The 25,354-nt window shown below is 39.6% G+C and carries 20 protein-coding genes; 13 read left to right on the plus strand and 7 right to left on the minus strand.

Annotation, left to right across the window (positions count from 1 at the left end; genetic code table 11):
• Positions 1 to 82 precede the first annotated feature (82 nt).
• A complete protein-coding gene (locus VB733_RS16295; RefSeq protein ID WP_323341112.1) occupies positions 83 to 532 on the plus strand; it encodes an REP-associated tyrosine transposase in 450 nt (149 codons plus the stop codon).
• A gap of 114 nt (positions 533 to 646) precedes the next feature.
• Here VB733_RS16295 and VB733_RS16300 read toward each other — a convergent pair whose 3' ends face one another.
• Positions 647 to 1,522, minus strand: coding sequence for an alpha/beta hydrolase (locus tag VB733_RS16300; RefSeq protein ID WP_323341113.1), 876 nt, complete (start codon positions 1,520 to 1,522; stop codon positions 647 to 649).
• Positions 1,523 to 1,793: 271 nt separating this feature from the next.
• On the opposite strand from VB733_RS16300, the gene VB733_RS16305 reads away from it, so the two are divergent.
• Together VB733_RS16305 and VB733_RS16310 are read left to right on the plus strand one after the other, a co-directional pair.
• Positions 1,794 to 2,276 (plus strand): nucleotidyltransferase domain-containing protein, encoded by a 483-nt coding sequence (locus VB733_RS16305; protein ID WP_323341114.1) that lies wholly within the window; start codon positions 1,794 to 1,796, stop codon positions 2,274 to 2,276.
• Positions 2,277 to 2,494: 218 nt separating this feature from the next.
• The gene (locus VB733_RS16310) at positions 2,495 to 3,196 is read left to right on the plus strand and encodes an NAD(P)H-dependent oxidoreductase (RefSeq protein ID WP_323341115.1); all 702 of its coding nucleotides are present in this window, start codon (positions 2,495 to 2,497) and stop codon (positions 3,194 to 3,196) included.
• A gap of 167 nt (positions 3,197 to 3,363) precedes the next feature.
• On the opposite strand, the gene VB733_RS16315 is transcribed toward VB733_RS16310, so the two are convergent.
• Positions 3,364 to 4,386, minus strand: coding sequence for a hypothetical protein (locus VB733_RS16315; protein ID WP_323341116.1), 1,023 nt, complete (start codon positions 4,384 to 4,386; stop codon positions 3,364 to 3,366).
• Between the two features lie 304 nt (positions 4,387 to 4,690).
• On the opposite strand from VB733_RS16315, the gene VB733_RS16320 reads away from it, so the two are divergent.
• Both VB733_RS16320 and VB733_RS16325 read left to right on the plus strand, forming a co-directional pair.
• Entirely contained in the window at positions 4,691 to 6,223 is a 1,533-nt protein-coding gene (locus VB733_RS16320) for a SagB/ThcOx family dehydrogenase (RefSeq protein ID WP_323341117.1), read from the plus strand.
• Between the two features lie 175 nt (positions 6,224 to 6,398).
• Positions 6,399 to 7,073, plus strand: a complete 675-nt coding sequence (locus VB733_RS16325) for a ribonuclease T2 family protein (protein ID WP_323341118.1) — start codon at positions 6,399 to 6,401, stop codon at positions 7,071 to 7,073.
• 237 nt (positions 7,074 to 7,310) lie between these two features.
• Here the strand turns inward: VB733_RS16325 and sppA are convergent, their stop codons facing one another.
• Positions 7,311 to 9,140, minus strand: a complete 1,830-nt coding sequence (gene sppA, locus VB733_RS16330) for a signal peptide peptidase SppA (protein ID WP_323341119.1) — start codon at positions 9,138 to 9,140, stop codon at positions 7,311 to 7,313.
• Between the two features lie 164 nt (positions 9,141 to 9,304).
• Positions 9,305 to 10,351, minus strand: a complete 1,047-nt coding sequence (gene fni, locus VB733_RS16335; RefSeq protein ID WP_323341120.1) for a type 2 isopentenyl-diphosphate Delta-isomerase — start codon at positions 10,349 to 10,351, stop codon at positions 9,305 to 9,307.
• 169 nt (positions 10,352 to 10,520) lie between these two features.
• Between fni and VB733_RS16340 the strand changes: the two genes are divergently transcribed.
• A complete protein-coding gene (locus VB733_RS16340) occupies positions 10,521 to 11,543 on the plus strand; it encodes an iron ABC transporter permease (protein ID WP_323341121.1) in 1,023 nt (340 codons plus the stop codon).
• Between the two features lie 172 nt (positions 11,544 to 11,715).
• Here VB733_RS16340 and trmFO read toward each other — a convergent pair whose 3' ends face one another.
• On the minus strand, positions 11,716 to 13,053 hold the full coding sequence (trmFO, locus tag VB733_RS16345) for an FADH(2)-oxidizing methylenetetrahydrofolate--tRNA-(uracil(54)-C(5))-methyltransferase TrmFO (protein WP_323341194.1): 1,338 nt from the start codon (positions 13,051 to 13,053) through the stop codon (positions 11,716 to 11,718).
• Between the two features lie 197 nt (positions 13,054 to 13,250).
• Here trmFO and VB733_RS16350 point away from each other — a divergent pair, with 197 nt between their 5' ends.
• The gene (locus VB733_RS16350) at positions 13,251 to 14,402 is read left to right on the plus strand and encodes a three-Cys-motif partner protein TcmP (RefSeq protein WP_323341122.1); all 1,152 of its coding nucleotides are present in this window, start codon (positions 13,251 to 13,253) and stop codon (positions 14,400 to 14,402) included.
• On the opposite strand, the gene VB733_RS16355 is transcribed toward VB733_RS16350, so the two are convergent.
• A complete protein-coding gene (locus VB733_RS16355) occupies positions 14,392 to 15,168 on the minus strand; it encodes a phage Gp37/Gp68 family protein (protein ID WP_323341123.1) in 777 nt (258 codons plus the stop codon). The two genes, VB733_RS16350 and VB733_RS16355, sit on opposite strands and share 11 nt — an antisense overlap.
• 495 nt (positions 15,169 to 15,663) lie before the next feature.
• Between VB733_RS16355 and VB733_RS16360 the strand changes: the two genes are divergently transcribed.
• From VB733_RS16360 to VB733_RS16370, 3 genes are all read left to right on the plus strand, one after another.
• Positions 15,664 to 17,658, plus strand: a complete 1,995-nt coding sequence (locus tag VB733_RS16360; RefSeq protein ID WP_323341124.1) for an amylo-alpha-1,6-glucosidase — start codon at positions 15,664 to 15,666, stop codon at positions 17,656 to 17,658.
• A 440-nt stretch (positions 17,659 to 18,098) separates the two neighbouring features.
• Positions 18,099 to 18,992, plus strand: coding sequence for a class I SAM-dependent methyltransferase (locus VB733_RS16365; RefSeq protein ID WP_323341125.1), 894 nt, complete (start codon positions 18,099 to 18,101; stop codon positions 18,990 to 18,992).
• A gap of 125 nt (positions 18,993 to 19,117) precedes the next feature.
• Complete coding sequence (locus VB733_RS16370; RefSeq protein WP_323341126.1) at positions 19,118 to 19,819, plus strand: HAD family phosphatase; 702 nt, start codon at positions 19,118 to 19,120, stop codon at positions 19,817 to 19,819.
• A 140-nt stretch (positions 19,820 to 19,959) separates the two neighbouring features.
• Here the strand turns inward: VB733_RS16370 and VB733_RS16375 are convergent, their stop codons facing one another.
• The gene (locus tag VB733_RS16375) at positions 19,960 to 22,707 is read right to left on the minus strand and encodes a cation-translocating P-type ATPase (protein WP_416336328.1); all 2,748 of its coding nucleotides are present in this window, start codon (positions 22,705 to 22,707) and stop codon (positions 19,960 to 19,962) included.
• Positions 22,708 to 23,032: 325 nt separating this feature from the next.
• Between VB733_RS16375 and VB733_RS27510 the strand changes: the two genes are divergently transcribed.
• From VB733_RS27510 to VB733_RS16385, 3 genes are all read left to right on the plus strand, one after another.
• Positions 23,033 to 23,320, plus strand: a complete 288-nt coding sequence (locus VB733_RS27510) for a DUF3011 domain-containing protein (RefSeq protein ID WP_416336330.1) — start codon at positions 23,033 to 23,035, stop codon at positions 23,318 to 23,320.
• Positions 23,235 to 23,513, plus strand: a complete 279-nt coding sequence (locus VB733_RS16380) for a hypothetical protein (protein WP_323341127.1) — start codon at positions 23,235 to 23,237, stop codon at positions 23,511 to 23,513. Before VB733_RS27510 ends, VB733_RS16380 begins: the two co-directional genes overlap by 86 nt.
• 230 nt (positions 23,514 to 23,743) lie before the next feature.
• Positions 23,744 to 25,315, plus strand: a complete 1,572-nt coding sequence (locus VB733_RS16385) for a Na+/H+ antiporter (RefSeq protein ID WP_323341128.1) — start codon at positions 23,744 to 23,746, stop codon at positions 25,313 to 25,315.
• The last annotated feature ends 39 nt before the right edge of the window (positions 25,316 to 25,354 follow it).

Consider the following 25,354-nt stretch of genomic DNA (forward strand, 5'->3'; position numbering starts at 1 on the left):
CGCGGGCAAGATGCCCGCACTACAAGCAAAATTTAAAATAGCTCAACCTATTTTTATACAATTATAAAAAGCCGAGTAAAGTATGAAATTTAAAAAAAGAATACCAACATTAGAAAAACCAACAGCGAAATATTTTATTACGTTTGTAACGTGGGAAAGATTAGAATTGACTCCAGATGCTAGACAAATTGTACTAGATGCTTGCAGGTTTTTTCATGGAGAAAGATACGAGCTTTTTGCTGCTGTCATTATGCCAGACCATGTACATATTTTAATTCAACCTTATTTGAAAACAGAAAATGATTATTGGTCGATTAGTAGTATTTTGCATAGTATCAAAAGTTATAGCTCGAAACAAATTCCCAAGGCAATGGTACACATTGGCAAAGTGTGGCAGGATGGTAGATACGATGAGATGATTAGAAATGAAGATGAATTTCAAAATAAATGGGAATACATTAGACAGAATCCCGTAAAGGCAGGTTTATCAAAGACTCCTGAAGATTACCCATTTTTTTGGGAGTCATTCTAATTATTTAAAATAATTCAACTAAGCGCGATCGCATTTAAGCAATTTTACTAAAAGTTACTTTGGGAAAGCCATACTTAAAGGCTAATGGTTGCAAGAAATGGTTGGGTGTTGAAGCTAATACATCTCCTCAGACTTGGGTACTCTACCTCTACCTTTTTGTTGTTGTAAAAAAGTCTCAACAGTTTGATTAAATTCCTCGGGTTTTGTTAAAAAAGCCCAGTGATTTCCTGGTACTTGCTGCACTTTGAGATTTTTTAAATATTTTTTATAAGGTTTTAATTGCCATTCTTGACGATTCACACCTTTTTCTGGCTGAATAAATAAAGAAGGTATATCAATTTCTGTTGTCAAACCTGGGACACGCATAACTTCCTCAAAAATGCGATCGCGTGCTGCTATAGTAAATTTGCTACCCCAACTCCCCTCTGCTTTTTCTTCGATTCCCGCTTGAAATACTTGTTGTTGTAATTGCGTCCAATCCTGATATTGACTCATTTGCTGTGCTTTTGCTTGGGCAATTTCGTAACTAGCAAATGGTCCCATCCCTTGTAGAAATGGTAATAGCCGATATAACAAAGGAAACGTCAATTTAAAAATACTCGGTATTTTCCAGATAAAAATCGGATCAACTAAAATCATACTTCGCAAACGGTGAGGATTTTGCCTTGCCCAAATCGCAGCAAGTTTACCTGACCAAGAATGTGCGATAATATGTGCTGATGACCATTTTAAATTATCCATCAAAGCTTCTAGGTCTGCGATCGCACTATTAAAAGTATAATCTTCCTCTGGTTTGCTGCTATCGCCATGACCACGCATATCGGGCGCTATAATATGATACTTTGGTGCTAGATATTCGCCTAAACTTGACCAAACTACTGCATTATCAGCCATTCCATGTAATAGCAGCAGTGGTTCTTCTCCTTTGTTCCATTCTAGGTAAGAAAGCTCAATATCCGACGTGAATAAAGTTTGACGTACAGGCGGCATTGTTCTAATTTTGTAGATATATAGTAATCTTAAATTGTTTGAGCAAAAATCTCAGTATCTGTAGCTGACAATCTCTTATTTTACTAGTGATTATTTCTTGTAATTTTAGCTGTCACCGGGAAAATATCGGAAAATATTTACTCATTTTGATTTTAGAGTTAATAGGATAAAGTTGATTGAAAAAGTTATTTATAAACTTAATTTATTAAGTTATTTACAACGTTAGTTACAAACTTATTACCCAAAAATTATCATTAAGATAGAGAAGCAAATGCATCCAGCAATTTCAGATAATCATATTAAAGCATTAACAAAAATTATCCCGATCCTTCAGGAAAATAATATCACATATCGGATTACAGGTGGATTAGCTGGTAATCTTTATGGTTCGCAATGGCAACTACATGATATTGATATTGAGGTAGCACAAAAAGATATTAATAAAGTTGAAGAATTATTTCAAGAATATATTGCGATCGCTTTAATGCGACTTGTGGATGATGAATTTGATTTACGGATAATGACATTAGAAATTGAGCATGTTGATATTGAAATTAATCAAGCTGAAGATGCATTTGTTTGTCATCATGATTCACCAGTTCGTCTCAATCATAATTTATCCAAGTTTAATCTGATTCATTTTGCAGGATTAGAGTTAAGAGTCCAACCTCTAGAGGAAATAATTCAAGATAAAGAATTAATTGGTAGAACAAATGATTTAGCAGATTTACGGCAATTACAAGAGAATTTATAGAGTTTGATTAGATATAGCGGTTTTTCATATAAGTAAAATACGTTTATCTTGCTCCCCTTACCTTGCAGGGAAGGGGTTGGGGGTTAGGTTAGTGTATTGGATACAACCGAGAGGCACTATATATTCTCAAATTTTAATGACTATGAATTTACAATAGGATTATTATATAATATTGTGCATATTTAAATATACATATTGCTCACCATATTAATTTCCAGATGAAAATATTTATTGTTCACGCCCATCCTGAAGAAAAAAGCTTTAATGCCGGATTAACTCGTCATGCTAAAAATGTCTTGGAAGCCGCAGGCAATGAAGTCATAATTTCCGATTTATATGCGATGAAATTTGACCCGATTTCTGACAGGAGAAATTTTACTTTTCAACAAGACTCTAATTATTTCAAACAACAGCTTGAAGAAAAGTACGCTACCGAAAATGATGGTTTTTCTGCCGATATCAAAGCCGAAATGGAAAAGCTGTTTTGGTGCGACATGTTAATTTTCCAATTTCCTTTGTGGTGGTTTGGGCTGCCGGCGATTTTAAAAGGATGGGTAGATAGAGTGTTTGCTTCTGGAAAAATTTATGGTGGTGGCAAATGGTATGACAATGGTATTTTTAAAGGCAAAAAAGCCATGTTGTCCTTAACTACTGGCGGAAAATTACCAATGTATACCGAAATTGGAATTAATGGAGATATTCGCAGCATTCTCTATCCAATCAACCATGGAATTTTACACTTTGTTGGTTTTGATGTTTTGCCTTCATTTGTTATTTTTGGTGTTAGCCAAATTAATAACGAACGTCGTCAAGGTTATTTAGAAGAGTATGAAGAAAGATTGCTGAATATTAATGATACGCATCCCATTATTTACCCTATTTTAGAAGATTTCGATGCGGATTTTCAACTTAAAAGTTAGTTCATTAAAGTTAGTTCATCATCAATGATTTTTTCGCTTGGGATGTGAGGAGATGAAAATAAAACTTATTTTTTTAGTTCTTTGATTTCTTAGTTATTAAATTAAATTATAAACCATTCTCTTACTTTTAAAAGATTGGCTTTAATTATTCCAAATTACCTGAACAATTAAGGTGATAAATTAGGAATATAATTTAAACTATCAGGATTCCATACAAACTCCTTGATATCACTAGTCCAAGTGACTTCATCGGCTGTGGCAATTTCTAAATTACCTTGGACAAGTTTGTTATATAAACTAAAAAAATCACCAATTTCAATCTTATTTTTGATAAAAGTTTGGCGTAGAAGTTCATTCGTAAACATCATATTATGAGCTTCAAAACTTCCTTCTGGAAACAAACGAGGAAAGATTAAAAACTTGATATCATCTCGCTTTTGTTTAATCGCTCTCTGGGGTGTAACTCCAAATATCTGCGGTAAAGGATCACCTTGCATATATACCATGATATAATTTGGACCTTTCACCCATTGTCGATAGCCATTACCAAAAATGAACAGATTAATTAGTTGACTAGTGCGTTGCTCCCATTTTTTTTCTTGAATTTTTCGGGCGGCAAAGTCAAACATACGGGCGCGATCGCTGATAAACTGTCTCTTAGCGCGTCTAATTGCTCTCGCCAGTAAAATTGTCCCCAAACTATCAGCAGAAAAATTGAGACTGATGTTGTTATTGGCTGCATAATCAATCAATTGGGCAGCATTGTTAATTACTGGACTACCAGATAACCTGATTCTGTCCAAAGCTGCATTAATCCAATCAAAATAGCGGTTAATAAAACCAGTAATCGGGTATTGTTTGAGAAAAGAAGCATTGTGCAAATTGGCAATACCAGTTGCCAGGGTATGTGCATACCTGCGACTTCTTCGCGCAGACTCATGTTCCCGTTGCCCCAATCCAGAGATAAATATCGCAAAGAGTTCACGTTGATCATTTTCTGGGTAATAGGCGATTTCTTCAGCAATTTTGGCGATTGGATGTGGCAAAGCAATGACATCATCAAAATCAAAAAACTGTTCATTGCCAGGGTTTTGTAACTGTCCATCAAATCTTTTATCTGGAAATAGCGTTTCAAGAGGCAACCGCCACCAGGGCGATAAAATTTGTTGTGCCTTATCTTCGCTCTTCATAAAATATCCTATACCTTTGTTAGCGCGATCGCATCAGTGCAAAATTCTGTGCAAAATTTTTTACACAACACTAAATCTATAACATCATGTCAATTTTTCACTACAGATTTTGTAATGAAGATTAATAAAAACTTAAGATATTTTTTAGATTTGCGAATTATTTTGCCGCCAAAGTCGAGAATTAAAAAGCTTACCTTATATACTACCTGCTGATTTATGTAGATTTTATAGATTGTACCGATAATGACGAAATCTTGAGCCATAAGAATGCAAAGATAATTAGCAGCAGCGTATTGAACCTTTTATGCCAGAACTACGCCATTCCATAGCTCACCACTACCACGAACGAACTAAGTACAACCCGGAGACTATAAACTCGAAAAGCCAGGGTTTGGATTGGCCAAAACAGCCAGTACCATTTAAGGAGTATAAGATTGGTTCGACAATTGACTTAAAACCGTATATTCAAGAAACACCAGAGAAATTTGCTGACAATCCCGACGCTTTATGGTGGCGGAGACTCTCACGCTTGCTATTTTGCAGCTACGGATTAACTGCGAGAATGCCTTCAATGGGTAGTGCTGTCTATTTAAGATCATCACCCAGCGCGGGAGGATTGTATCCAGCCGAACTATATCTGGTGTCACGGGGTACACCATTGTTACCTGCGGGCTTGTATAACTATCAATGTCGCACCCATTCGCTCATGCGTTTTTGGGAAAGCGATGTTTGGCAAAGTTTACAAGATGCCTGTTTATGGCATTCGGCGTTAGAAAATACCCAAATTGCCCTGGTTGTGACTGCGGTGTTTTATCGTTCCGTATGGCGATATGAAGATCGGGCTTATCGGCGAATTTTTCTCGATACAGGTCATTTATTAGGTAATATCGAGCTTGCTGCTTCCATTACCGACTTTCGTCCCCATCTCATTGGTGGGTTTGTGGATACAGCTGTGAACGAAATGCTGTATATTGACCCACAACAAGAAGGTGCGATCGCAGTTCTCCCTCTAGCTGATATACTCGATGCCAAGCAGAATTTACCAAGGGGACGTACAGCTTTACCTTCAGCCACAGAAACCGAATACCCTCAAGTTCCCGATGGCGAACTATTGTCATATTTTCACCGCATGACGGAGATTCAACCTGGTACTACAGGTAAATTGAATTTGCCAGAAGTCCTACAAGACAAATCCATTGAAGATAAATATAATTTTCCTTTCTGTCAAAAAATCTCCACCCTCACAACCCCAATTGACTGGGGAGAAAAGCTGGATAAACTGGAAGTCACAATTCTCAAGCGTCGTTCCACTCGTGCCTATAGTGGCGAGGATTTAACATTAGACGAACTCAAATCATTACTCGATTTTACATATCAACCCCAACATTATATTGACCAAGATTTAGATATTTCTCCCGATTACTTTGACCTAAATTTAATACAAACCTTTATTGCTACTTCGGGAATCGAAGGACTCGAAGCTGGTTGTTATTATTACGCACCAAAAGCGCAAGAATTACGACAAATTCGCTTTAAAAACTTCCGACGCGAATTGCATTTTCTCTGCTTGGGTCAAGACTTAGGGCGTGATGCTTCTGCTGTGATTTTTCATACTGCTGATTTGAAAGCATCGGTTGCTCAGTATGGAGATAGGGTATATCGCTACCTACATATGGATGCCGGACATTTAGGGCAACGACTAAATTTGGCTGCTACAAGGTTAAATATTGGCGTTAGCGGTATTGGTGGTTTCTTTGATGACCAAGTAAACGAAGTTTTGGGTATTCCCCAAGATGAAGCGGTTTTATATATAACTACAATTGGTCGTCCTCGATAAAATCAATATTTTATCGCTGTTATCAGTATTAATACTGATTTATTTCTATTCCCCCTTTCTCTCTTTTTCCCTTTCTTGCCTGACTAGAGGGTAAAATTAGCTCTTTACGAATTTTTGAGCCATACTCGTAAAGTTTACATAAATTTATCCCTCTTGATTAGGTAGAAAACTGCGTATGTTGCGTATGTTCGGAAAAAGATTGTTGGTGGCTGCATCTTTATTATCTGCTGTTGCGATTCCCAGTAACGTCAATGCCCAAAGTAAAGGCACTCCTGGTAAATTTGATTTTTATGTTCTCGCCATGTCTTGGTCTCCAGACTACTGTGCCAAAAATGGCGATCGCGATCCTGGACAATGTAAAGAGGGTAGAAAGCTAGGTTTTGTTTTACACGGACTTTGGCCTCAGTACCAAAAGGGTTATCCAGCTAATTGTACTTTGGAAAAATTACCGGAAGCAGTCAAACAACAGTTTCCAAATTTATTTCCCAGTGCCAAACTATACACTCATGAGTGGTCAAAACATGGTACTTGTACGGGATTGACTCCAACTCAGTACCTTGGTTTATCAAAACAATTAAAAGACGCAGTTGCTATTCCTTCAACCTATAACAAACCTGCTAAACCTTTTCGCGCCACCATCAGTAATCTGAAACAAGAGTTTACCAAGGCAAATCGAGGATTGAGCAGTGATAGCGTAGCTCCTTACTGTTCCGGTTCTGGACGCTTTTTACAAGAAGTTTTTGTTTGTTATACCAAAGATGGAAAACCGGGAGCTTGTAGTCCTGAAATTCTCAAGCGCTCCCAAAGAAGTTGTGGACAGCCAGATTTCTTGGTGAGAAGCGTCAGATAAATTGGAATTTTTTTGCGTAGAAACTGGATTTCTTTGAGTTTTCTCGTATGTAGAGAAACCTGCTTTCTTCGACTTGTGTTGCTTCCCAGCAGACATTTAATTTATGGATTGAAGATAACCTGAGTTCGGGTTCAGAGTTTTGTTTGAATTTGAATTAATCCAAATACTTATCCATGGTGGGTGAAGCTGTCGCTAACCCACCCTACTTGATTGGGTAATTTATTTTTTGCGAATCCCTTACTCAATCTTCAAATTAAATGGTAGACGTGCATAGATATTTAAGGGATCATTGAGATTTTGTAAAACACTAATTTCTTGCTGTAATTTTTGTAACTCCTGCGTGAGCGGATGATTTTGTTGTTTGCTGGGGTTAATTCCTAAATTAGTTTGCGCTTCCTCAACTGTGCGCCCGAAAAAGCGTTCTCCAAAACTGCTACCTTTGGGAAATTCTTGTAACTTCCAATTTTCCCCAAGATTTGCCAGTCCGGCAGCATGTTCAATGGCGGCATCTAAACCACCAATTTCATCAACTAAACCAATATCTTTGGCTGCTGTACCAGACCAAACACGACCTTGGGCAATTTCAGCTACTTTTGCTTGCGGTAATTTGCGTCCTTGGGCAACCTTATTCAAGAATAAATTATAAATGCGGTTGACGGTGCGTTGATAAACTGCCAATTCTTCTGGTGACTTGGGACGGGCGACGGTTTGATTGTCGGCATATTTCCCTGTTTTGACAGCATCCCAGGTAATACCATTATCATTGGCAAGTTTTTGGAAATTTAATAGTAATCCAAATACACCAATGGAACCAGTGATTGTAGTTGGTTCGGCGAAAATACGATTGGAGTCGGTAGCTATCCAGTAACCGCCCGATGCCGCCACATCACCCATGGAGACAACAACGGGAATTTTTTCGCGGGTTAACTGTATCTCACGTTGCATGACTTCAGCAGCAGTCGCACTACCACCGGGACTATTGACACGCAATACCACCGCTTTCACATTTTTATCCTGGCGGATTTTATTGAATATTTTAGCAAAGCGATCGCCACCAACTTGACCATCTTCACCTGTTCCATCAACTATTTCGCCTTCAGCATAAACTATGGCAATTTTATTTTTCGATTGGCTTTCTGTTCCTTTATCTACTACCTGAGCATAGTCAGAAATACTAATCTGTTTAAATGTTTTATCTTCCTGGGCTGTATTGGTTAATTTTCTCAAATCGCTAACAACTTGGTCTTGATAAGCTACTTTATCGATTAAACCTTGCTGTTTAGCTTCATTAGCTTCCAAAAAGGCTTTACTATCTGCGACTGTTTGCAGCTTTTGCGGGGTAATTTTCCGGCTTTTTCCTACCGCAGTTCGCCATTCACCCCAAACATCATTTAAAAGCGCTTGTGTTTGCTGGCGATTTTCATCGCTGAGTTTGTTGAGTACATAGGGTTCCACCGCTCCCTTAAATTTACCTACCCGTATCACTTGCACCCCAACGCCATACTTTTGTAGTGCCCCACTCAAAAACATGGGTTGTGAACTAAAACCATTAATTTCCATTGCCCCCAAGGGGTTAACTACCACTGTATCAGCGATCGAACTCAGATAATATTCGCGTTCGCCCCATTCCATCCCATAGGCGATGATTTTCTTTCCGCTAGTGCGAAATTCTTCTAATGCTTGACGAATTTCCTTGAGGGTTGCAAACCCAACCACACTTGATGATTGGGAGACACGAGTCGCATCAAGATAAATCCCTACAATTCGCTGATCTTTTCGGGCTTTTTCGATGGTGTCTAAGACATTTCGTAAGGACATGCGTTCTTTACTGGTTCCAGAAAGGGCTTCTTGAAACACCTGTCCAGAACTCGGTGCGGCATCGGTAATATTCATGGCTAAATCAAAGACAATTACCGATTTATCTTTAACTTCGGGACCAATATTTTTTGATGAAGCTAGAGCAAATAACAACAGTAAGAAACCTGTAGTACCTGCTCCGCAAAATATAATTAGTCCTAGTAAGCTGCCAATCACGCTGGCAAAAGTTTGTTTAATAAAATTACGCATTATGGTCACAATATATTTGGTTAATGGTTAATGCTTATTAGGCATTGGGTAATGGTTATTGCTCAAAGAGCATTTATCAAGTAAGTATTAAGTTTTAGCGACAAACTGGTTTTCTGAGTTGGAGTATCAAATATTTATCGAAATATTTATCGAAAATATATTGATCAAATAGCTGTTAAATTGCCCGAAGCTTGCAACTGCGCCAAAGTTGCATTACCCGTACAAAATAACACTGTACTAATTTCAGCAATTAATACTTCAGCCAAATCGCAAATCGCCCTTTCAGACTCAGCCGCCGCCTGTAAAAATGGCATTGCCAAACCGACTAGATTTGCCCCTAAAGCGATCGCTTTCGCAACTTCTAAGCCGTCGCGTAATCCCCCCGATGCAATCAATGGTATTTTGGCATCAATCGCCCGAATACTAGTTATGCACTCTGCTGTCGGGATTCCCCAATCCGCAAAAGTTCTCCCCAACCTTTGCTGCATCATAGTTTCCGCCCTTTCACTCTCCACCTTTGACCAGGAAGTTCCACCTGCACCAGCAACATCAATCGCTTTTACCCCAGCAGCAATTAACTGTTGTGCCATTTCCGCCGAAATCCCATTACCGACTTCTTTGGCAATTACAGGTATAGATAATTCACTACATAAAATACTTATCTTGTCAATAATTCCTTTAAAATTCTTATCACCTCTGGGTTGAATGCATTCTTGGAGGGGGTTGAGGTGCAAAATCAAGGCATCAGCTTCGAGAATATCAATAATTTGCCGGCACTGGTCTAAGCCATAATTGTAATTAAGCTGTACTGCGCCCAAATTTGCGAATAGCAGTGCATTGGGAGCATATTTGCGAATTGCGAAAGTATCTGCGACTTGTTTTTTTTCGATAGCGACTCGTTGTGAACCGACACCCATAGCGATTTGATATTGTTGTGCGACTTCAGCCAGGCGACGGTTAATCATTCCTGCCTGTTCTGTACCTCCAGTCATTGAGGAGATAAGTAGGGGTGCGTTGAGTTTTTTGCCGAGAAATTCAGTGCTGATATCGATTTCGCGAAAATCTAGTTCTGGCAAACAGCAATGGTTGAAACGATATTTTTCCAAGCCATTTGTAGTTTGACGAAATTGAACATCAGATTCTAAGCAAATACGGATGTGGTCGGCTTTACGCGATTGCGTTTGTGCAGAAATACTAGAGGGAACGTTCACAAGCAGTACAAATCAATTCAAGCTTTGCCTTATTATTCTCGCAGTTTCAGGCAGGAGTGGCGAGTCTTTCCCAGATGGCAAAGACGTGGAGAAAAATTAATGATAATTAATTAGCCGAATTTGATATCAAAGATTATTTATATTCTTAAATATGATCAAGCGATCGCCGATGAATTTACTCAAGTCATTACCAGTAAAATTTACTACTTACCGTCTCAGTGCAGCTATTGTACTTTTAGTGATTGGGTTAGTAGTCACTTTAATTTTGTCACTTTCTCAAGGTGCTGTTCCCCTGAGTTTTCCAGAAATGTGGCAAGCGATCGCTCGTCAAGGCGACCCGTTAAAACAAACAATTGTTTGGGATTTACGACTTCCGCGTATTGTTGCCGCTTTAACTGTGGGTGCGGCATTGGGAATGTCTGGGGCATTATTACAGGGGATGTTACGCAACAGCCTCGCAGACCCTTTTATTCTTGGCATTTCGGCGGGTGCTGGTTTAATTGTGATTTTGATGGTGGTGTTACAAGTCTTTACAGGCTTCATTCCCGTAGCGGCTTGGTTGGGCGCAATTGTGACATCAACTATCGTCATTTTTCTAGGGCGATCGCCAACGGGTATTGCTGTTGAGCGGTTGATTTTGGCGGGAGTGGCTATTAGTTCATTGTTTGGTTCTGTACAAAGTACATTACTTTTGTTAGCAGAAGATGGGCAAATTCAGGTGGCTTTAAATTGGCTGATTGGGAGTTTAAATGGTCGCGGATGGAGAGAATTAATTACTACTGCGCCTTATATTATTGCTGCATTAGTCGCGGGTTGTTTATTAGCAAAGTCAGTAAATGTTCTGGCTTTAGGAGATGATTTAGCAGTGGGACTGGGAGTTTCTTTGGTGCGATCGCGTCTTTTAATTGGTGCTGTGGCGACACTTCTAGCGGCAGGTGCGGTTAGTATTAGTGGGTTAATTGGATTTGTGGGTTTAGTTGTTCCCCACGGTGTGCGTTTAATGGTTGGAAATGACCATCGTTTTGTGTTACCGCTATCAGCTTTAGCTGGTGCATGGTTATTAGTTTTTGCTGATTTACTTTCCCGTTTAGGTGCTGTTGAATTACCCGTTGGTTCGGTGACAGCTTTATTAGGTTCACCCTTATTTATTTGGTTGTTATATCGTCGTTCTAGTTCCGGAATTGGTTCGTAATATGAAGATGAAAAAATAAAAACAGAAAGTTAGTGATTAAAGAAATTTGGCGTTTAAACTAAACTGAAAATTAATTGAGGAATACTAATATCCCCGCCTGTTAATATTTGTACTGTAGATATATAAGTAAATCCAAAATATCTCACAAATAAATCGGGGATATTGACAAACATCACAGCAAATTCTGTTTCCAAGCCTCCAAATCACTCAAAGAGCGATCGCGATATTTCCCATATCGTTCTGGTTTTCCCTTAATTTTCACTCCTAAGTCAGGTAATATACCAAAATTTGGCGGCATTGGTTGAAAATATTTAGGTGTAGCCGAACTAATAAACTCAAATAAAGCCCCCATCATTGTTGTATTTGGCAGTTCTACAGCATCTTTTCCTAAAGCTAACCGTGCTGCATTTGTACCAGCGAGCCAACCACCCGCAGATGCAGCCGTGTATCCTTCCGTGCCAATGATTTGTCCGGCTGCAAGTACGTGGGGATGTTCTTTAAATTGCAACTTTCCATTCATCAACTGCGGTGCATTAATAAAGGTATTACGATGCATCACACCCAAACGCACAAACTCAGCATTCTCCAACCCCGGAATCATCTGGAAAATCCGCTTTTGTTCACCCCAACGCAGATTTGTTTGGAAACCCACCATATTCCATAACTTTCCGGCTTTATCTTCCTGTCGCAATTGCACCACAGCATAAGCCCATTGTGGTTTTCTATCTTCTCGCAATGGTGCGTTAGGAGAAACTAAACCTACGGGTTTCAAAGGACCAAAACGCATGGTATCCTCACCTCGTAGCGCTAATTCCTCAATTGGTAAACAAGCCTCAAAAAATTTGACTTTTTCTCTGTCAAAATCCTTCAAATCCGCTTGTTCGGCTTTGCAGAGTTCCTCCCGAAACCGCAGATATTGCTCCTTATTCATTGGACAATTAAGATATGCCGCCTCACCCTTATCGTACCGTGAAGCCATAAAGGCAATATCTCGATTAATTGATTCTCCGACAATAATTGGACTTGCGGCATCAAAAAAACTTAGGTATTCCATCCCCGTCAACCGTCGCAAATCCTCAGCTAAAGCCGGACTGGTCAAGGGACCACTAGCTATAACTACAATATCATCAGGAATCGCCGGAATTTCACCCCGTCGCAGTTCAATTAAAGGATGTTGGGACAGAGTATTCGTTAAATCTTCGCTAAATATACCGCGATCGACAGCCAAAGCACCACCCGCAGGAACCTTGTGTTCGTCTGCTTTCGTAATTACCACAGAACCCAGTCGCCGCAACTCTTCGTGGAGTAAACCAGTCGCCCTATCAGCAGCCATTGCCCCAAAGGAATTACTACAAACCAATTCCGCCAGATGTTCGGTATGGTGCGCTCCTCCGAAGTATTTAGGACGCATTTCATGGAGAATTACGGGAATACCAGCTTTTGCGATTTGCCAAGCAGCTTCTGTTCCCGCAAGTCCTCCTCCGATGACGTGAATTGGTTGTTGTGACATTTCGGTTTGGTTAAGGATGGTTTGGTGTGTAGATATGGGTGTGTAGATATGTATATCAAATATCATAGATGATTTGCTGTGGGGTGGAGGGCTGCTTACTATTTTCCTTTTTGTATGATTTTTAACTTTAAATAATTATTTTACATAGGTTAAAATTAACAGAGAAAAACTCAACAACACATAATAGTCTATTTCAGATGAGTAACCCTTCGTTTTTTGATGAACAGAAAGAGCAGTCTTTAATCAAAGCTAGAATTGTTGAGAAATATTTTTGGGCTTGGGCTAAAGTGATTATTGGAGTCATCAAAGGTACTAAAATTAAAGGCAGAAGAGTGGATGAGAGAATTGCATATATAGACCTTTTTGCTGGTCCTGGTCGTTACAAAGATGGTTCAGAATCGACCCCATTAAAAGTTTTAGAAACTGCTCTTTCCGAGCCAGATATGCAAAACATGTTAGTGACAGTGTTTAATGATGTTAATACTAACAATGTAAATTCACTCCAGCAAGCTATAAACTCACTTCCAAATATTAATAATTTAAAATATCAGCCTCAAATCATTAACCAAGAAGTAGGAGAAAATATTGTTAGAAAATTTAATGACATTAAGTTAATTCCTACTCTATTTTTTGTAGACCCTTGGGGGTATAAAGGACTATCGTTACAACTTATTAACTCGGTTGTGAAGGATTGGGGATGCGATTGCATTTTCTTTTTTAATTACAATCGTATTAATATGGGCTTGAATAACGCAGCTGTAGAAGAACACTTAAATGCATTATTTGGAAAAGTTCGAGCGGACGAAGTACGAAAACAACTTAAGCAATTACAGCCAGAAGAGCGAGAATTAACAATTGTTGAAGCTATTTGCGAAGCCTTAAAAGAAATGGGTGGAGAATATGTTTTACCATTTGGCTTTAAAAATGATAAAGGAAATCGTACCAGCCATCACTTAATATTTGTAAGTAAGCATGTTAAAGGGTACGAAATCATGAAGGATATAATGGCAAAAGAAAGTTCAGAGCAAAATCAAGGTGTAGCTTCTTTTGAATATAATCCAGCAGTTTCTTCCAGACTACCATTACTATTTGAGCTATATCGTCCCCTTGATGAATTAGAAGAAATGTTGTTGGATGAATTTGCAGGTCGAACTATGACCATGAAAGATATCTACGATCTACATCACGTAGGAAGACGCTACATAAGTAGGAATTATAAGGCGGCTCTGAATAATCTCGAAGCACAAGGGAAAGTAATTGCAGAACCACCTGCTAATAAACGGAGAAAGCAGAAAGGTGAAATTACATTTGCAGATAACGTAATAGTAAAATTTCCATCTAGGCAGTAAGTGCTAGTTTCTCTTTCTTATTTGCTACTTTTAGTGGAGAATTACCCCAATTCTTTTTATGTGCTTCCCAGACATCAGGCATTTCATCCCATATTTTACCATCTAATAGTCTACCCCCAGCCTTCGAGGTTCTTCCACCAATCTGCTTGAAGAAAAATGCAACTTTAGCTGCTTGACATTGGTCACGAATATCTTCTACCCATTCAATTTTCATTGGACGATATTTTTGCCCAGATTCCCCACCAACAATCACCCAATGAATATCTGTTAAATCAAGATTTAAAGAGTCTAAAAGTGGCTCACATGACAGAAAACGAACAGATGCAGGAACTTTACGGAGAAAATCTACGCGATGAACATAATTTTGGCTTTCGACTGATACTCCTAACCACATGTTTTCGGGAAATTCTAAATGGTGCGATAACTCAAGTAAACGTTCGTGTCTTTTTGTTAATATTTGATATATGTGCCAAGGTGTTGCTTGAATAACTTCAATAACCTTTTTAATAAAGTCAAGAGGTACGTCTTCATGAAAAAGGTCACTCATTGAATTAACAAAGACTCGACTCGGAGTACGCCACTTTGTAGGTTCTTTCAGCCTTTCTTCATGTAAAGTTAAATCAAATCCATTTTTAAAATGATTGGGAAAACGTTTAGTTAGAGTTTCTGCGTAGCAATGCGTACAACCAGGACTTACTTTAGTGCAACCAGTCGTTGGGTTCCAGGTTTTATCTGTCCACTCAATACCTGTGTGAATACTAGACATACAGCACAATCCCATTCAAATCAAAAACTTTTAAATTATAGTTTCTACAATCGTAAAAATTCTTAGTGTATCTGTACTATAGCAGAACTAGTTAATTTATAGGGTAATTGTGTTTGCCAGTACAACAATACGATCGCACCTTTCCAACCTCAGCACAATTCCAGCAATTTTATTGAAACACCTTGCTAGGTAAGCGAATTAAATAAGCGATCGCACTTCTCCAAACCCCACCACTATTACAGTCATTTTGGGAAATGCGATACTATTACAGAATGCGATATGCCTTGGGTATTAAGCCCAAATCTAATTAACCACGTCGTATGGGTAAAATTCTTGCCCTAGACTCAAATTTCTCCGCATCTCCCTATCTCCAAGTCTCCGCGTCAATTTTCTCGCATGATTAGCAAAATTCTCCTCAACAACTCTTAACCGAAGTCACAACACAAACTTAGCCCAAACACAGATAATCGAAATATTGTTCCTCAGAGTTGAGCAATGTGCATCGAATTTGGGCGGGAAATTTGTGGTCATCTAGACACAGTAGAATCACGAGAATGGTTAGTAACAAATGGTATTGGTGGCTTTGCCTCCGGAACGATCGCCGGATTGCTAACACGTCGCTACCACGGGCTATTGATGGCAGCCCTGAAACCACCACTAGGGCGAACTTTGCTACTCACGAAACTGGATGAAACAGTTGTTTACGACGAGCGTACTTACCCTTTACATGCCAATCGTTGGGCTGATGGCATAGTTAGTCCCCAGGGATTTCGTCACATTGAAAGTTTTGCTCTGGAAGGAACGATTCCTCTGTGGCGATTTGCTTGTGCGGATGCAATTCTGGAAAAACGCATTTGGATGCAACAAGGGGAAAATACAACTTATGTCCAATACCTGCTGCGGCGTGCAACTCAACCATTGAAACTCTCACTCAAAGCAATGGTGAATTATCGTGACTACCACGGCAGCACCCAAGCCAATGGTTGGCAGATGGCGATAGAAGAGATGGAGGGGGGAATTTCTGTAACTGCATATCCCGGCGCAACACCCCTATATTTATTTGCGGAAAATGCCAATATATTCCCAGTACATAACTGGTACTATGGTTTTGATTTAGCGATCGAACGTTACCGAGGATTAAGTGATAGTGAAGATCATCTTCATGCTGCCACATTTCAAGTCACTATTAACCCTGGAGAAACTTTTACTGTTATTGCCGGTACCGAAACAAAAATTCAACATCATCAGGGAGAAATTGCTCTCAAGTCTCGTCATAGCCACGAGCAAAAACTATTAGAACTGTGTACAATTGAACATTCCCAGCAATTAAATAACTCCCCAAGCAAAGAATCTCCAGCCTGGATTCAACATTTAGTATTAGCAGCAGATCAATTTATTGTCGAACGCCCATCCCCCAACGAACCCCACGGTAAAACTGTGATTGCTGGTTATCCATGGTTTAGTGACTGGGGAAGGGATACCATGATTAGTTTACCAGGATTAACCCTCGCCACTGGAAGACCGGAAGTTGCCCGTTCAATTCTTCGTACCTTCGCCAAGTATGTGAATGAGGGCATGTTACCTAACCGCTTCCCGGATGCCGGAGAAATACCCGAATACAATACTGTTGATGCCACACTTTGGTACTTTGAAGCAATTCGCGCCTATTATCAAGCAACAGAAGACGACACCTTACTGGAACAACTCTTTCCCATACTTGCAGATATCATTGACTGGCATTGTCGGGGTACTCGCTACAATATCCACCTCGATGCTGCCGATGGCTTATTGTATGCGGGAGAAAATGGAACCCAATTAACTTGGATGGATGCCAAGGTTGATAACTGGGTGGTGACACCTCGCATTGGTAAACCAATTGAAATTAACGCTCTTTGGTATAATGCGGTGCGGGCAATGGATAGTTTTGCCCGTCATCTCGGTAAACCCCACTTAGAATATACAGCGATCGCAGATCGAACTTTGGCGAAATTTTCACGGTTTTGGCATCCGCAACTCGGCTATTGTTATGATGTTTTGGATACACCTGATGGAGATGATGCCACATTGCGCCCCAATCAAATTTTTGCTGTTTCCTTACCAGAAAGCGCTTTGTCACCTCTCCAACAACAATCTATAGTCGATGTTTGCGGTCGTTTTTTACTCACATCCTACGGTTTGCGATCGCTCAGTCCCAATGACAAAATGTATCAGGGGAATTACGGTGGAAGTCAGTATCAACGTGATGGAGCTTATCATCAAGGTACGGTGTGGGGATGGTTACTAGGTGCATTTGTATCGGCACATCTGAGGGTATATGAGAATCCCGCCCAAGCACGTCAATTTCTCGAACCAATGGCAAATCATCTTTATGCCCATGGAGTCGGGAGCTTGAGTGAAATTTTTGATGGTGATGTGCCATTTACACCACGAGGTTGTTTTGCTCAAGCTTGGACAGTAGCCGAAGTGTTGCGTGTTTGGTTTAATTTATAATTGTTTCGTATAATTTTTTGAACGCAGGAGTATACCAAGGAATGTGGATTAATATCATGTTCGGCTAATCACTTCAATTATAATTTCTCCGCGTCCCCGCGTCTCTAAGGAATGTGAATTAAATAAAGTGCAAAAGTAGGGTGTTGTTAGCGCAGCGTAACGCACCATTTCATATTCGTTCAGAATTGCAAGTTATTAAATTCCTGTTCCTAAGTCTCAGTTTCAGTCTTCATCAAAAGTAGACTGCTGTTCAATACGGTTTGATTAGGAAGGAAAAGGGTAAGAATAAGACTTAATCATTTATACGCTATTGATTCTAAAAGCCAATAGCTAAAAGCTATTTTTGGTTACAGTTTGTTAACAGCAGATTTTGGTACTTTCCGTTACAATCTGTAAAGAATAGATTGTCATTTCAGTAGCTAAATGGAGCCGAAAAGACTATGGGGATAAATGAAAATACTATCTGGGAGCGTTTTTTATCACCTGTAGTACGTTTATTAATTGATGAAGAAGCCTTAAGCCAGTATAGTAAAAGTATAGATTGGGAAAGAGAATGCGATCGCATTCGCCGTGCAGATGTAGTTATCCCAGGATACTACAGTAGTCAAAATTTTCATGGTATCAAGGGCGGATATCTGACTTCCGGTGCTGCGGTTACTTACGATGCTGTCACTCAGTATGTGCTACCTCCCCATGAAAGTTGGATTCGACAGGCTTTGATTGATGCGGTAAAAGTTAAGCCACGACGTATTCTCGATTTAGGTTGTGGTACGGGTTCGACAACGTTAATGTTGAAGAAAGCATTCCCAGAAGCTGAAGTGGTTGGTTTAGATTTATCTCCATATATGTTGGTAAGGGCTGAACATAAAGCAATTGAGGCTAATTTAGAAATTAATTGGCGACATGGTAATGCAGAGATAACTGGATTTCCTGATGCATCATTTGATTTAATTACCGCCTCATTGTTGTTTCATGAGACACCAACTAATATATCCCAGAATATTCTCGGCGAATCTTTCCGTTTGCTCACATTTGGCGGACAAATATTAGTTTTGGATGGGAATCAAAAGTCACTCCGGCAGACGGAATGGCTCAATCATGTTTTTGAAGAGCCATATATCAGAGATTATGGTATCAGTAGTACGGATGCATGGATGGGTGCTGCTGGATTTGGAGCAGTACAAACTCAAGATGTGTGGTGGTTACATCAAGTTACTAGTGGTGTGAAACCAATTCATGGAGAAAGTACCCAGGGAGCAAATGTCAAGCAATATGTACCTAAAAAACTAGATGATAATTTACAGGGTTTTCCGGCTCCTGCATTTGAGAATTAGGATTAAATATGGTGACTAAATATTTGTCAATAAATTTATAGGGCTTTCAATTTGATAAAAATCAATCTAAAATCTAAAATTGCCAACCTAAAATCACAAACCTAAAATCGCAAACCTAAAATCGAATGAGTTTAAAGGCAGTTCTATTTGACTTTAATGGTGTCATTATTAATGATGAGCCAATTCACAAACGATTAATTAAGGAAATTTTAATTAGTGAAAATGTTACAGGATTAAAACCAGGTGAATTTGAAAAAGTTTGTTTGGGACGTGGTGATAGAGTTTGTTTACAGGAGTTATTGAATAGTCGGGGGCGAGTGATTCATGAAGAATATGTGACACAGTTAGTTGCCAAAAAAGCTGAATTATATATCCAAGAATTAGAAAAATTAGACAAATTACCATTATTTTCTGGTGTGGATGACTTAATTTTTCAAATACGTTCCAAAGACTTAAAATTAGGTTTAGTTAGTGGCGCAATCCGTCAAGAAATTGAGCTTGTCTTAGAAAGGGCAAAATTAAGAGATTATTTTCCCGTGATTATCGCTGGGGATGATATCACCACCAGCAAGCCCGAACCCGATGGTTATCGCTTTGCTGTACAATCCCTCAACCAACAATATCCTGATTTAAATTTACTACCAAATCAATGTTTAGCGATCGAAGACACTCCCGCAGGAATTCAAGCAGCAAAACGTGCGGGAATGCAGGTTTTAGGCGTGGCGAATACTTACCCTTTTCATATGTTGCAACGCCAAGCAAATTGGACTGTTGATTATCTTTCCGACTTAGAATTAGAAAGAGTCATGGAAATATTTTCAACATGATGTAATATCGATTCCAGCTAATCGGTGACGATGAAAATTCTCCGCGTCCCCGCGTCTCTAAGTCTCTGTCTCTCCCTATCTCTCCGTTAGTCAGATTGTGTCAGTTTGCTTGTAATGATTCAGGCGCAACTTATCTACATTTAGTTGAGAGGATCAAAACGATCTACTATAATTGATACGACAATCATTGGTAATCCAATTAGAAAGCAAATTAACCATTGATTCAAATTCAGAGGAGCAGTCGCAAATAAACTATTCATGATATTCCACTGACTAAAAATAATCTGTAAAACTATCGTAGTCGCAATACCAATTCCAATTGCTGAGGCATCACTAAATGTTTGTCTAATCCCCCGAATCTGATTAATCAGAGCCGCCCCTAATTGACTAATACTTAAAAGGTAAAAAATTCTCCCAGCAACTAAAGCCTGAATTGCCATTGTGCGGGCTAAATCGATATTTCCTGTAGTTTGTCGTATCCATTCAAAGACACCAAAAATCAAAATCCAGTTAAAGATAGAAATTGCCAAAATCCGCTTGACTAAACTTTTAGAAAGTAATGGTTCACGGGGGCTACGTGGTGATTGTTGCATTACCCGTTCCGACTTTGGCTCAAAGGCTAAGGGTACAGTCATGGCAATAGAATTAACCATATTCAGCCACAACACTTGTAAAGATAAAATGGGCAATTCCCTAGCAAATAATACACTAATCAAAATCGTCATCGATTCGCCACCATTAACAGGTAAAATAAAGGCGATCGCTTTCAGCAAATTTCGATAAACAGTTCGCCCTTCCTCCACCGCAGCCTCGATAGAAGCAAAGTTATCATCCGTCAAAATCATATCTGAGGCTTCTTTGGCTACCTCCGTTCCCGCACCTCCCATGGCAATGCCAATATCTGCTTGTTTCAAGGCTGGTGCATCATTGACACCATCCCCCGTCATCGCCACCACTTCTCCTTTCGATTGCAGGGCTTCCACGATGCGGAGCTTCTGTTCTGGTGCAACACGGGCGAATACTGCCCCATCTTCTATCGCTGTAGCCAGTTCTGATTTATCCATTTGGGCAAGTTCACTGCCTGTAAAAGCTAGCACTTCCCCATTTTTATTAAAACCCATACTTTGAGCGATCGCTCGTGCCGTGACAGCATGATCACCTGTAATCATTTTGACTTGAATCCCCGCATTTTGACAGGCTGCTACTGCCTTGATAGCCTCACTTCTGGGGGGATCAATCATTCCTTGCAATCCCAAGAAAATCAAATCCTGTTCGATGTCTGCATGGTTAAGTGAATCTTGAGTATCAGCTACATATTTTTTGGCAAAAGCTAACACCCGTAAACCCAGATTTGCCATGACATCGACTTCTTGATGTACAGTTTCTGCATCTACAGAGATAATATTCCCCTCCCTATTGAACATCTGCTGACAAGGTTTCAGAATTGCCTCTACCGAACCTTTTACATAAATAGTTCTCAGTCCTGAAGAATTTTCTCTACTCCCATTTTCATGCAAAGTTGCCATGTACTGAAACTCTGACTCAAAGGGGATGACATCTAACCTGGGCATTTGGGCTTCTAAGTGACGGCGATGCAATCCCACTTTATTGGCAACAACTATCAATGCTCCCTCTGTGGGATCACCAAAAACCTGCCATTGTCCTTCCTTTTGTTCTAGGTACGAATCATTACATAACAATCCAGCTTGGAGACATTCTCCTAAAACCGGAAAATTCTGCCAATCTATTGGCTGTTCATCTAATAAAATTTCCCCATCTGGAGCATATCCCGTACCTGTGGCTGTGTATTGTTCACCACCTGCATAAATTGCTTGTACAGTCATCTGGTTTTCGGTTAACGTGCCAGTTTTATCAGAGCAGATAACAGTAGCACCACCAAGAGTTTCCACTGCTGGCAATTTGCGAACGATCGCATGTCGCCGCGCCATACGGGAAACACCGATTGCTAATGTGACAGTGACAACAGCTGGCAATCCTTCCGGAATTGCACTCACTGCAAAAGCGATCGCCGCTTCAAACATTCCTACCCAGGAATTGCCGTATCCTAACCCAACTGCAAATGTCAACGCCGCGATGGCGAGAATGATGTACAGCAAGGTGCGGCTAAATTTATCAAATTTCCGGGTTAAGGGGGTTTTCAGGCTCGTTCCTTGCTCAATCAATTGGGAAATTCGTCCGGTTTCCGTCGCCTCTCCAATCGCCACCACAATTCCCTTACCAGTACCAAAGGTAACAAAACTGCCTGCATAAGCCATGTTAGTGCGTTCTGCAAGAACCGCATCTACCTGAATCACTTGGGTATTTTTTTCAATCGCGACTGACTCCCCCGTGAGTGCTGATTCATTCACTTGCAAATCTCGAGATTGTACAAGACGTACATCGGCGGGGACTTTATCACCAGAAGCGAGAAGTACCAAATCCCCCGGTACTAACTCCGTTGAGGGAACTTGTACCTTTTGAGCGTTGCGAAGGATAGTTGCATTAGTTTTAACTGAAGAAGCTAAAGCTGCGATCGCGCTTTCGGCTTTCGATTCTTGGATAAAGCCAATAATAGCGTTAATTAGAGTTACACCCCAAATTACCCCAGCATTTACCCACTGTCCAATTAAGGCTTTGATTGCACCCGCAATCAGCAAAATATACAGTAGCGGTTGGTTAAATTGCAACAAAAATTTTAATACTGGGCTGGTTCCACGCTTACCCTTGAGTTCATTCGCACCAAAACGCTCTTGCCGTTTAACTACTTCATCTGAAGTTAAACCTGTGTCCAAATTTACATCTAAATGTTGAGCAATCTTCGATGCGGGTAGATTGTGCCATTGATGTGGCTGCGTAATTTCTTTAGATTCTTGAGATATGATTGTCATTGTTTGCCTCAAAACTGACTACAGGCAGAGCAAATTTAGATGATGATAATTTTAGTTATGAGTTCATCAGTCAAATTACGCACAATAAATGTGACGGAAAAATGATTTGTTGAGCCAACCATCAGCACATTAGAAAAAATATGACTTTAAGCATAAATGTATTTAGGGTATTTATGACTTTTAACATATGTGCTGTTCTAACTTTGATTTTATGATGAGGATGGTTCGTATTTAGGTAAATTTAACTAATTTTCATTAATTTTTATTTACGGAGTATCAATTTACTATGGTCGTTCGTCTGCCCATAATGGCTGTTACTTTGATGATGACTAGTATTAGCATCGGTACCCTTTTTAGTTTTGTACCCCCCGCTTCTGCTCAGGTAATCAGAACTTGTGAAAGCCGAAATAATCGTAGGAATACTTGTACAATACCCCCAGCAGCCAGAGTCAGGTTAGTTAGGCAATTGTCTAATAATAGTTGTCGAGGAAATTGGGGCTATAGCAGAAATAGAATTTGGGTGAGAAATGGTTGCCGAGGTGAGTTCGCTGTCACCAACCCAAGAATTCGTAGAGATGGCAGAGATGGCAGAAATCGTAGATATAATAGATAATATCTGGGTGAATTATCAAATAATTAGAAGCAGATATTCATCAATAATTTCACCAACTTTCAGAACTGGTAAAATAGAGGCTAATAAATCTACGACAGTAAGTTATCTTGATTTTGTCAAATTATTTTTTCCCAAAAATAGTATTTTCTGTCCTCGACTTCTGCCAGAAATCGAGGATATTATTTGGGAGTAAATAAGACAAAAAACCAAGTTATAATTCCCTTAATCTATTCAATTCAGATTGCTTCTCTTCAGCTAATGCACAACTAACTTACCAACGCAACTAGGAATTTAAATAGTATAGTCGCTTTTCAAGCGGTGATTAAATTTGGCGAAGGCATTATATCAGGATAAAATGTTGGTAGTTTGATAGTTTATCTATTTTTATTGATGATAAATATTTTCTGTAATTGGAATATTCTTATGGCATTAGAATCTGCCACGGGTGAAGTCGTAATTGTAGAACAACTTCAACAATTTCTCCTAGTTCTCTCTGTTTCTTTAGGTGTCGCCACACTCCCACAGGTGTTTAGTTGGTTTCGCCGCATCCCCTACACACTACTACTAGTAATTGTCGGATTAGGGTTAGCATTTGTAAATGTACGATTAGTTAACCTCTCCCCAGAATTGATTCTGGTGATTTTCCTCCCACCCCTGTTGTTTGAAGCCGCTTGGAATTTAAAATGGTCAGATTTAAAGCGGGATTTGTCACCTATTTGTCTGTATGCAGTCATAGGGGTGATAATTTCCATTGCTGGAGTAGCCTTCGGGCTAAATCAATTCGCGGGAATGGAATTGAGCATTGCTCTATTGGTAGGAGCTAGTTTATCAGCAACTGATCCAGTTTCGGTAACGGCTTTGTTTCGGGAACTAGGAGCAGGTAAACGCCTAACAATGCTCATGGAAGGGGAAAGTTTATTTAATGATGGCATGGCAGTTGTCGCTTTTGGTTTGCTAGTGGCTCTACCATTAGGTACTGCCACAATCAATCTACAGTCTGCTTTATGGGAATTTTTTCAGGTGGTGGGTATTGGTATCAGTATCGGAGGGCTAGTCGGGTTTGGCATTTCCTACCTGACACAACGTTTCGATTTACCCCTAGTAGAACAATCCCTCACCCTAGTTTCCGCCTACAGCACTTACCTAATTACAGAAAATTTTGGTGGTTCTGGAGTGATTGGAGTTGTCACCACAGCTTTAATTTTAGGTAACTTTGGTTCGCGCATTGGCATGAATCCCCGCACCAGGATTATTGTTACTGAATTTTGGGAATTTCTAGCTTTTTTCGTGAATTCGATTGTTTTTCTATTAATAGGTGATCAAATTCGCTTTGTTATCTTAGGAGATAATCTCAAAACTATTGCAGTCACAATTGTTGCCATGATTTTGGCACGGGCAATATCTATCTATACCTTAAGCAATCTTAGTAATTGGCTAACTAAATCCGAAATTTCTTTACCTGAACAAACTGTGTTGTGGTGGGGTGGACTGCGCGGCTCTGTCTCCATAGCTCTGGCTTTGAGTGTACCAGCTACACTCCCACAAAGAGAAGAAATTATTGCCACAGTATTTGGAGTCGTTTTATTTACACTGTTAGTACAGGGCTTAACTACTCAACCATTGTTAGAAAAACTGCGGCTTTTAGGTTCGCAACCACTACGTCAAGAATATATGGAAGCAATTGCCCGTCAAGTTGCTCTCCAACGAACACTAGAATATTTAGAAACAACACAAAAGCGTCCGGGAATTAAGTCTGAGTTTTATAATTACCAAAAGACACTAATTGTCGGGGAAATTAATATCTTACAAGAAAAAATTGACAAGTTACTTGATGAATATCCCAATTTAGAGGAATTTATAACCAACGAATTGCGAGGAGAACTATTGGCAATTGAAGCTGATACCTATGCAGAGTTTGTCCGTGCAGGCAGATTAAATAAAGAACTTTCACCCTTTTTACAAACAATAAATGATCAACCAGATGGGCATACATAAATTTTTTGATGTTGTATATCATGTTCGCCTAAGGTGATT

This window comes from Calothrix sp. UHCC 0171, from assembly GCF_034931845.1.
In the GTDB taxonomy this organism is placed as follows: Bacteria; Cyanobacteriota; Cyanobacteriia; order Cyanobacteriales; family Nostocaceae; genus Brunnivagina.